This is a genomic window from Agromyces sp. GXS1127 (assembly GCF_050565425.1).
Taxonomy (GTDB): domain Bacteria; phylum Actinomycetota; class Actinomycetes; order Actinomycetales; family Microbacteriaceae; genus Agromyces.
In genome coordinates, this window is the sequence record NZ_JBOCIG010000007.1 from 290,393 (window position 1) to 298,320 (window position 7,928).

Below are 7,928 nucleotides of genomic sequence, written 5' to 3' on the forward strand. Positions count from 1 at the left end.
ATGGTCGCCCGGGCGTTGTAGTGAATACCCCATAGGGGTACGTACCGTACCGAAGAGGAGGCCGATGATGAGCGCAGGGCGCGAGATCGACCGAGGGCACGACACGCACGAACACGGAGCCGGCGAGACCGCCGAGGACCTTCGGATGGCGGCGCACTCCGAGCACCCCTCCGCGACGGCGCACGGCGCGATGCCGGACCACGACATGCCGGGTCACGCCGGGCACGACCCGGCGGCGCACGCCGGGCACGACATGTCCGGCCACGGCGGCCACGCGGGGCACGGCGATCACGTCGGCCAGTTCCGCCGCCTGTTCTGGATCATGCTCGTCATCGCGGTCCCGACGATCGGGTTCAGCCGGATGTTCGCCGACATCATCGGGTACCCGCTGCCCGACGCGGCTTGGGTCGCCTGGATCTCACCGGTCCTCGGCACCGTCATGTACTTCTGGGGCGGCTCGCCGTTCCTCACCGGCGCCTGGGCCGAGCTCAAGGCCCGCAAGCCCGGCATGATGCTGCTCATCGGGCTCGCGATCACGGTCGCGTACGGCGCCTCGCTCGGCGCGAGCCTCGGCATCCTCCCCCACCACCTCGACTTCTGGTGGGAGCTCGCGCTCCTCATCGTGATCATGCTGCTCGGCCACTGGATCGAGATGCGTTCGCTCGCCGCGACCTCCTCGGCGCTCGACGCGCTCGCGGCGCTCCTGCCCGACGAGGCCGAGCGGGTCACCGACACCGGCGTCGAGACGGTCGCACCCGCCGACCTCGTGCTCGGCGACGTCGTGATCGTGCGCCCCGGCGGGCGGGTGCCCGCCGACGGCGAGGTCGTCGACGGCACCGCCGCGATGGACGAGTCGATGATCACGGGTGAATCCCGCACCGTGAGCCGCGGCCCGGGCGAGCACGTGGTGGCCGGCACCGTCGCGACCGACACCGCGATCCGCGTGCGCGTCGGCGCGGTCGGCGACGACACCGCCCTCGCCGGCATCCAGCGCCTCGTCGCCCAGGCGCAGTCCTCGAGCACGCGCGCCCAGCGCCTCGCGGACCGCGCGGCCGGCTGGCTCTTCTGGTTCGCGCTCATCGCGGCGGCGATCACCGGCATCGTGTGGGCGCTCGTCGGCCTCCCCGACGAGGGCGTCATCCACACCGTCACCGTGCTCGTGATCGCCTGCCCCCACGCCCTCGGGCTCGCGATCCCACTCGTCGTGCAGATCTCGACCGAGCGCGCCGCGCGCGGCGGCGTGCTCGTGACCGACCGCCTCGCCCTCGAGACGATGCGCACGGTCGGCGCGGTCCTGTTCGACAAGACCGGCACCCTGACCAGGGGCGAGCCGGCGGTGACGGATGCCGCGGCCGCGCCGGGACACGACCTCGACGAGGTGCTCGGGCTCGCGGCGTCCGCGGAGCACGACTCGGAGCACCCGCTGGCGAGGGCCATCGTCGCCGACGCCGAGCGCCGCGGCCTCGCCCTCCGGCCCGCGTCGGACTTCGCCGCGTCCGCCGCGATCGGCGTGACCGCGACGGTCGACGGGCGCGAGGTCCACGTCGGAGGTCCCGGCCTGCTCGAGCGCGAGGGCCTCCGGCCGCTCGACGCGTCGCGCGGGTGGGCCGAGCGCGGCTCCACCGTGCTGCACGTCGTCGTCGGCGGCGAGGTCGCCGGCGCGATCGCGCTCGCCGACGAGATCCGCCCCGAGTCCCGCGAGGCGATCGAGGCGCTGCACGCGCTCGACATCCAGGTCGTCATGATCACCGGCGATGCCGAACCGGTCGCGCGCACGGTCGCCGAGGAGCTCGGCATCGACCGGGTGTTCGCGGGCGTGCGCCCCGAGCACAAGTCGGCGAAGGTGAAGGAGCTGCAGCGCGAGGGCCTCTCGGTCGCGATGGTCGGCGACGGGGTGAACGACGCGCCCGCGCTCGCGCAGGCCGACGTCGGCATCGCCATCGGTGCGGGGACGGATGTCGCGATCGCGTCGGCCGGCGTCATCCTCGCCTCGAGCGACCCGCGTTCGGTGCTCTCGGTCATCGAGCTCTCGCGGGCGTCGTACCGGAAGATGAAGCAGAACCTCTGGTGGGCCGCCGGGTACAACCTCGTCTCGGTGCCGCTCGCGGCGGGCGTGCTCGCGCCGATCGGGTTCGTGCTGCCGATGTCGGTGGGCGCCATCCTGATGTCGCTCTCGACCGTGATCGTCGCGGCCAACGCGCAGTTGCTGCGCCGGCTCGACCTCCGGCCGGAGGCGTCGGCACAGGCGGTGCTCGAGCGGGCCTGAGCGCGATGAGCCGTGCCGGGCGAGGAACGCCCCGGCACGGCTCGCTCGGCCACGGCGTGCTCGACGGCGTAGGGTCGATCGCATGGAAGACGAGTCCATCGCCGTGCTCGTGACCGGGGCGGAACGCCGACTGCTCGAGCCCGAGGTCCGGCGCGACCCGGCCGCCCTCGAAGACCTGCTCGACGAATCGTTCCGCGAGATCGGCCGCAGCGGGCGGCTGTGGACGCGCGACGAGCTCATCGACGTGATGACCGGCCCCGACGCGGTCGACGTGCAGTCGGCCGTCGTCACCGGCGAGCACGTCGAGCTCGTGGCATCCGATCTCGCCCTGCTGACCTACACGCTCGACGCTGACGGCATGCGCAGCCGCCGCAGCTCGCTGTGGCGCGTCACCGGCGACCGCCCGCGGATGCTGTTCCACCAGGGCACGCCGCTCGACGCGCGCGTCGGCTGACGGCGCTGCGGAGAGGAACGCGCGCGTCCCAGGGCTCGTCGCCATCGCTCGCCGGGCCCATCCCCACTCCCAGGCGAATCCCGTCGTCGAGGACCACCGCCCGAGACGCAGCCTGCTCGATCACCTTGACGCCCTCGGCCCCGACCAACTCGGCCGCGACGAGTGTCGCCTCGTCGATTCCTTCGGCCAGTTGAACTGGGTCGCCGTACGTCCATGGCTCGGTGAACTTCGCGAGGCAGATGCGGGTGTTGCCGTCTGTCGGACCGGACGGGCTTCATGAGATCGTATGGGCTACGTCTCAGGAGCATCGCAGCGATATCTCGCCGCTCGGGCGCGCCCGAGCGAATGCCTCTCACACGATCCCCTGATGCGTCGAGCGGAGTGCGTCCGTCCAGCCCTGGTTCTCGGCGACGCACTGCGTAACGGCAGCCCAGTGGTCGCCGTGGCCGGAGGGCGAACATCGAGGCCCAGGGGTCGCGACCGGTCTCATGTCCGGACCGCAGCAGCTTCGGCATTGCGGCAGCGCGACGATGCATCGAGGAACTCGAGGGCGAGGCAGTTCCGACCGCCCTGGCCGACGCGGTCATCGAACGCGTCGGGCAGCCCCCGGCCGGCAGCCCGTTCCTCCCGGAGACCGAGCGCCGCATGCTCGAGGCGACTGAGTGGTGATCGCCCACGGCGACGTCGTCCGGGTCGACTTCGGGTCACCGCGCTTCCGGCCTGGAGAAGGACTCGGTGGCGGTCGTGTCGCAAGTCGGACCGGTCAGCCGGGAGATCCTCGACGCGCTCCCGCGCGTGACTAGGTTGGGGGCATGGGAGACGAAGACGACTCCACCCGACCGCCCGAACGAATTTCGAACAAACCCGAGCCGCCCTACCAAGCGCTCCTTCCAGAGTTCGACAAGATGAGCCGCTCCTCATTCGAGAAGGGCACCGTGAGCCGGCGACGAATCAATCGCGCCCTGCTCCTGCTCGCACTCATACCGCTCGCGGTGCTCGCGGCCGTCTTCCTGCCACAGCTGCTCTAAGCCCGCCGATGGAGATCTCAACGGGAGTGCGGTGCTAGCTTGACCGAAAGCGGAATGGAGCATCGATGGAGATCGTCATCATCGCAGTCGTGGTCGGGATCGCTCTCCTGGGCGGACTCGTCTGGATCCTGACGGTCCGCGACCGTCGAAACTCCCAGGGGTCGGATCACGCTGCGGACGCATCGCATGCTGAGGCGCAGGCCCGCGCGTATGGAGCCGGTGCCGCCCGGGATGCCGGCAAGGGCGCCATCCCCTGAGCTGACGTCGCTTGCCTCGCGCCGCTGACCACGGACGATCCCTGAGCGCGACTGGCGACTGTTCCCAACTGGCATTTACGTATTACACTATTGCCATGAGCAAGCGCGAGACGATCAACGGTGCGCCCGTCACCGAGGAGCAGATCTCCGAGTGGGTCGCTGAAGCCGAAGCCGGCTATGACATCGCGACGCTGAAGAAGCGCGGACGCGGCCGACCGGGGCGTGGTGCCGAGCCGTCGCAGGTGGTCGCGCTGCGATTGACCAGTGACGAACTCGCAGCGCTGGATGCCCGCGCTGCCCGCGAGCACAAGACTCGGTCTGAGCTCATCCGGGACGCACTGGCCGCGTACGCTGCGTGAACGTTCACGATTCGGCACTCAGACACGGCATCAGCCCCGAAGATGCGACGCAGGCCGCTTCATGGCCGATCTGGATCGAAGACCTCGACGACGACTCGCCCGCCCGGCAGTTCCGGCTCGGGTTCGACACCCGAGGTCGACTGCTCGAGACGGTCGTGCTGGTCTTCGACAGCGGGAACGAACTGGTGATCCACGCGATGAAGGCACGACCGCAAATGCTCGACCTCCTCCCGTAGGCGGCCAACCAGGGATCCCTCAGCGCGACGGGCGCGAGACCAGCGGGATAAAGAGATGGTGGGCGATATGGACGTTTTGAACGTTTTGGGCGATAATGAGGACATGAGTACTCCCGTTCCCAGCCCCTCCCGTGAGCCACGCGTGGTCGCTCCGCCGGAGGACCTGCAGGAGATGCTCAACCTCGCGCGGCTGCTCGAAAACCATTCCGCCCCCGCGATGCTGCTCGGGCCTGATGGTGAGCAGATCCCCTTGCCTCTCGAGGTCTATGAGGTGCTCCGGCAGGTCGTGAACGCAATGGGCAACGGTGCGTCCGTCAGTGTCGAGCCGATCGACCGTCAACTGACTACCCAGCAGGCGGCGAACTTGCTGGGCGTGAGCCGGAACACCTTGGTCCGGCTGCTCGACGAGCACGAGTTGCCCTTCGAGCGCCTCGGGGCCTCTCGGCATCGGCGTCTTCGCCTGCAGGATGTGCTCGCGTACCGCGAGCGGAAGCGGATCGATCGTCGCAGTCGTCTTGATGAGCTGACCCGCCAGGCAAGCGAGGACGGCCTGTACGACGTCGACGCCGGGGCGTATCGGGACGCCCTCGCCGAGGCGAGGAAGTCGTAGGCGGTGGCGCTGTTCACGGCGTTTCTCGATGCTTGCGTGCTGGTTCCGATCGCGCCGTGCGACACCATGCTGCGGATGGCCGACTCCGGCGCGTTCCGGCCGTCGTGGTCACAACGGGTCGTCGATGAGGCCCTGCGTGCACTCGAGCGCATCCATCCCGACATTGACCCAAGCAGGTTCCAGAGCCGCTTTCGGTCGTTGGATGAGGCCTTCGACGATGCTCTTGTCGACGGATGGGAATCACTCGAGGGAGGGATCGAGCTTCCGGACCCCGACGATCGGCATGTTGTTGCCGCAGCCATTCGCGGTCGCGCGGACGTGATCGTCACAGAGAACGTCAGCGACTTCCCCGAGTCTGCACTGCGACCCTTCGGTCTGGCCACGATCCGGTTGGATGACTTCTTGCTGGATCAGTTCGACCTCGGACCGACCGCCACGTGCCAGCTCATCACAGAGCAAGCCGCGGCGATGACCCATCCGCCCGTCGCAGCAGAGGTGCTGCTGGCGAGGCTAGCCCGCAGCGGGGCTCCGAAGTTCGCGAAAGCCGTTAGGGAGATGTTGGCTGACACTGACCGGGGCTAGACGACTCACGCCCACACACCGACTCACGCAGGCGCGGCCTCCGTGGTCACTCCCCATCCCCTACTGCGAACCATCTGATCGCCGATGCTTTCGGCTGCGTCGCGGTGGCGGCGTACTCAGGAGTCGGGACATTGACCGGCCGCCCACTCCCGAGCCACCGATTGTGATGATCCATCGCCGTGCGTCACTTCCCTGCCTGGCGTCAGCGGGCCTTCGTGGAAGTTGCCTTCTCGATCTCCCATCACGGCGAACGAGAGCGTGACGGCTGCACCGTCGGGGAGCTCGAATCCGTCGTTCACTGTCGTGAACCCCGCGGTGGCGGAGCCGAACGTCTTCACGGCCTCCTGCCCGGTGAAGGCGATGATCACCGATTCCCCGGCGCTCGCGGTCGCGCCGCTCTGAACGATGCCGATCGGCCGGTTCGGGAGCTTGGTCGGCTCGGCCGGCAGCTCGCCCCAGACCTCGTCTCCCCACGAGACCGCATTCGCACGTACCACGACGTCGGTCGTGGAGCCGTCGCGCTCCCGGAATACCTCGACGACGCCGTCATCGAGCAACGGACTCAACGCCACGAGCATCACCCGCAGGTCACCTCCGGTGTTGGCGCTCACGTCGACGACCCATCCGCAGGTGGACCGTGCCCGTTCCGATGTGAAGATCTCCGCTGCCGCCTCGAGATACAGGTCCGCCTCGTCCTGGTGGGCGCTGGAGAACCCGGGCACCACGACCGTCGCGACCGGGCCGTCGTAGCTCACCGTCGGAACCGGCACGTGGCCGGGCGGGTATGGCTGCTCCCACGCCGCGACATCTGCCGGTGTCGAGAAGAAACTGTGCGCACCACCCGCGACCTTCGTCAGGGAAGAGAGAAGCCGGTAGGTGCCGGGGATGTTCTTCGCCGAATAGAGATCCGGGAGCGCCTCAGCGACAGCGACGTCCCATTCCGGAGAATCCGCGTAGAGCCCTTCATCAAGGCCCGCAATGGCCTGATCCACGTAGTCACGAACGCTCACCTCCCCGGACGGCGCGCAACCGCCCACGGTCAGCGCCAGCGACGCGGCGAGCCCCGCCAGCGCTCCACGCCGAACGTGCCCTGCTCTCACACCAATCCACCCTCGGTCTGCTCGGCTGGTATCGATTCCGTCAGGCAAGGCTCGCACATGCCGACCCCGCCAACCGCGCCCAGATGCCAGCGACGCGCGAACGATCCCTCAGCGCGACATCGCGCCGTCCGCGCGTATCCGTCGCAGCAGCTCCACGGCGGCGTCGGCCTGGGATGAGAAGACGCGTTCGTCGTTACGGCGACCCCGCTCGCTGAAGTAGACGTGCCAACCGTTGGGTTCCTCGATCAGGCAGTACGCCTCGTTCGAGTCGTGGCCGATGCTGTACGCGGAGTCTGGCACGGACAACCGATGCAGTTCCGCTTGCAGGTCCATGTACCGACCGTAGCCGAGGCGCCGGCGCTGCAATTCCGATCCGTCACTGAGGCATTACTTCCATGGGAGCGTCCAGCGCTCGAGCAAGTTCCGGGAGCAGACGTCTTGCGGTTGCATTCGACATTGCCGTCGCTGGGAAGAAGCGGTCCCGGCCAGCGACGGCGACCCCGATGATCTTCACGTTCCGGGCCATGATGTCGGTGTCCGCCCACCGGTTGATGTACCCGGAGTAATGCTCGACGAGGAGCTCTTCCACCTCGCGGCTGTCGAACCGATACGTGCGCCACCAACTCACAATGATCAAGGTCCCTGCATCGACCTTCACTCGCAGCATTAGCGCGCGCGCTGCGAGCAGGATGCCCGGAATCAGGACGACAAGTGACGCGGGTCGTGTGATCAGATCGTGCGGTTCGGCACCGATGTTCATGAGACCGATGGATGCGGCGAGTACCCAGGCCACGCCGACGCCGACTCCAACAGCACGCGCGACGCGTCCGACGGCCCGCGGGACGATCCACCTGATCAACCATTGCTCCAAAGTTCGGGGGTATCGGCGCTCTCCGACGAGCCGTGCAAGCCCAGACCTAAGCGTATGCGGCGGGGTTTGCCGCGCCCGCGGCCACTCCCGATCCTTCAGTGCAACGCAGGCTCCACCGGCAAATGTTGCTCGGCCAGCTTCGTAGCGGCGACCCGCGCGACAGTG

Annotated in this window: 10 protein-coding genes; 7 read left to right on the forward strand and 3 right to left on the reverse strand. The window is 68.5% G+C overall.

Annotated elements, in window-relative coordinates:
- Nucleotides 1-67 precede the first annotated feature (67 nt).
- The 7 genes from ACQ393_RS14530 to ACQ393_RS14560 all read left to right on the forward strand — a co-directional run bounded on the left by ACQ393_RS14530 (nucleotide 68) and on the right by ACQ393_RS14560 (nucleotide 5,792).
- The gene (locus ACQ393_RS14530; RefSeq protein WP_430647575.1) at nucleotides 68-2,266 is read left to right on the forward strand and encodes a copper-translocating P-type ATPase; all 2,199 of its coding nucleotides are present in this window, start codon (nucleotides 68-70) and stop codon (nucleotides 2,264-2,266) included.
- 82 nt (nucleotides 2,267-2,348) lie between these two features.
- A complete protein-coding gene (locus tag ACQ393_RS14535) occupies nucleotides 2,349-2,720 on the forward strand; it encodes a DUF4440 domain-containing protein (protein ID WP_430647576.1) in 372 nt (123 codons plus the stop codon).
- 1,093 nt (nucleotides 2,721-3,813) lie between these two features.
- Entirely contained in the window at nucleotides 3,814-4,005 is a 192-nt protein-coding gene (locus ACQ393_RS14540) for a hypothetical protein (RefSeq protein WP_430647577.1), read from the forward strand.
- Nucleotides 4,006-4,100: 95 nt separating this feature from the next.
- The gene (locus ACQ393_RS14545) at nucleotides 4,101-4,364 is read left to right on the forward strand and encodes a ribbon-helix-helix protein, CopG family (RefSeq protein ID WP_430647578.1); all 264 of its coding nucleotides are present in this window, start codon (nucleotides 4,101-4,103) and stop codon (nucleotides 4,362-4,364) included.
- Complete coding sequence (locus ACQ393_RS14550; RefSeq protein WP_430647579.1) at nucleotides 4,361-4,600, forward strand: toxin; 240 nt, start codon at nucleotides 4,361-4,363, stop codon at nucleotides 4,598-4,600. The genes ACQ393_RS14545 and ACQ393_RS14550 overlap by 4 nt, the downstream gene beginning before the upstream one ends.
- Nucleotides 4,601-4,772: 172 nt before the next feature.
- A complete protein-coding gene (locus ACQ393_RS14555; protein WP_430647580.1) occupies nucleotides 4,773-5,210 on the forward strand; it encodes an excisionase family DNA-binding protein in 438 nt (145 codons plus the stop codon).
- Nucleotides 5,211-5,213: 3 nt separating this feature from the next.
- Nucleotides 5,214-5,792, forward strand: coding sequence for a PIN domain-containing protein (locus ACQ393_RS14560; RefSeq protein ID WP_430647581.1), 579 nt, complete (start codon nucleotides 5,214-5,216; stop codon nucleotides 5,790-5,792).
- A 116-nt stretch (nucleotides 5,793-5,908) separates the two neighbouring features.
- On the opposite strand, the gene ACQ393_RS14565 is transcribed toward ACQ393_RS14560, so the two are convergent.
- The 3 genes from ACQ393_RS14565 to ACQ393_RS14575 all read right to left on the reverse strand — a co-directional run bounded on the left by ACQ393_RS14565 (nucleotide 5,909) and on the right by ACQ393_RS14575 (nucleotide 7,685).
- Nucleotides 5,909-6,892: a S41 family peptidase gene (locus tag ACQ393_RS14565; protein WP_430647582.1), complete on the reverse strand. Its 984-nt coding sequence runs from the start codon at nucleotides 6,890-6,892 to the stop codon at nucleotides 5,909-5,911.
- A 108-nt stretch (nucleotides 6,893-7,000) separates the two neighbouring features.
- The gene (locus ACQ393_RS14570) at nucleotides 7,001-7,225 is read right to left on the reverse strand and encodes a hypothetical protein (protein ID WP_430647583.1); all 225 of its coding nucleotides are present in this window, start codon (nucleotides 7,223-7,225) and stop codon (nucleotides 7,001-7,003) included.
- A 43-nt stretch (nucleotides 7,226-7,268) separates the two neighbouring features.
- Entirely contained in the window at nucleotides 7,269-7,685 is a 417-nt protein-coding gene (locus ACQ393_RS14575; protein ID WP_430647584.1) for a hypothetical protein, read from the reverse strand.
- Nucleotides 7,686-7,928 lie beyond the last annotated feature (243 nt).

What these genes read in the sequence shown, in the direction of transcription:
- ACQ393_RS14570 (WP_430647583.1), bottom strand. Translation starts at nt 7,225, where the DNA reads ATGGACCTGCAAGCGGAACTGCATCGGTTGTCCGTGCCAGACTCCGCG.
- ACQ393_RS14535 (WP_430647576.1), top strand. Translation starts at nt 2,349, where the DNA reads ATGGAAGACGAGTCCATCGCCGTGCTCGTGACCGGGGCGGAACGCCGA.
- ACQ393_RS14540 (WP_430647577.1), top strand. Translation starts at nt 3,814, where the DNA reads ATGGAGATCGTCATCATCGCAGTCGTGGTCGGGATCGCTCTCCTGGGC.
- ACQ393_RS14545 (WP_430647578.1), top strand. Translation starts at nt 4,101, where the DNA reads ATGAGCAAGCGCGAGACGATCAACGGTGCGCCCGTCACCGAGGAGCAG.
- ACQ393_RS14555 (WP_430647580.1), top strand. Translation starts at nt 4,773, where the DNA reads ATGCTCAACCTCGCGCGGCTGCTCGAAAACCATTCCGCCCCCGCGATG.
- ACQ393_RS14530 (WP_430647575.1), top strand. Translation starts at nt 68, where the DNA reads ATGAGCGCAGGGCGCGAGATCGACCGAGGGCACGACACGCACGAACAC.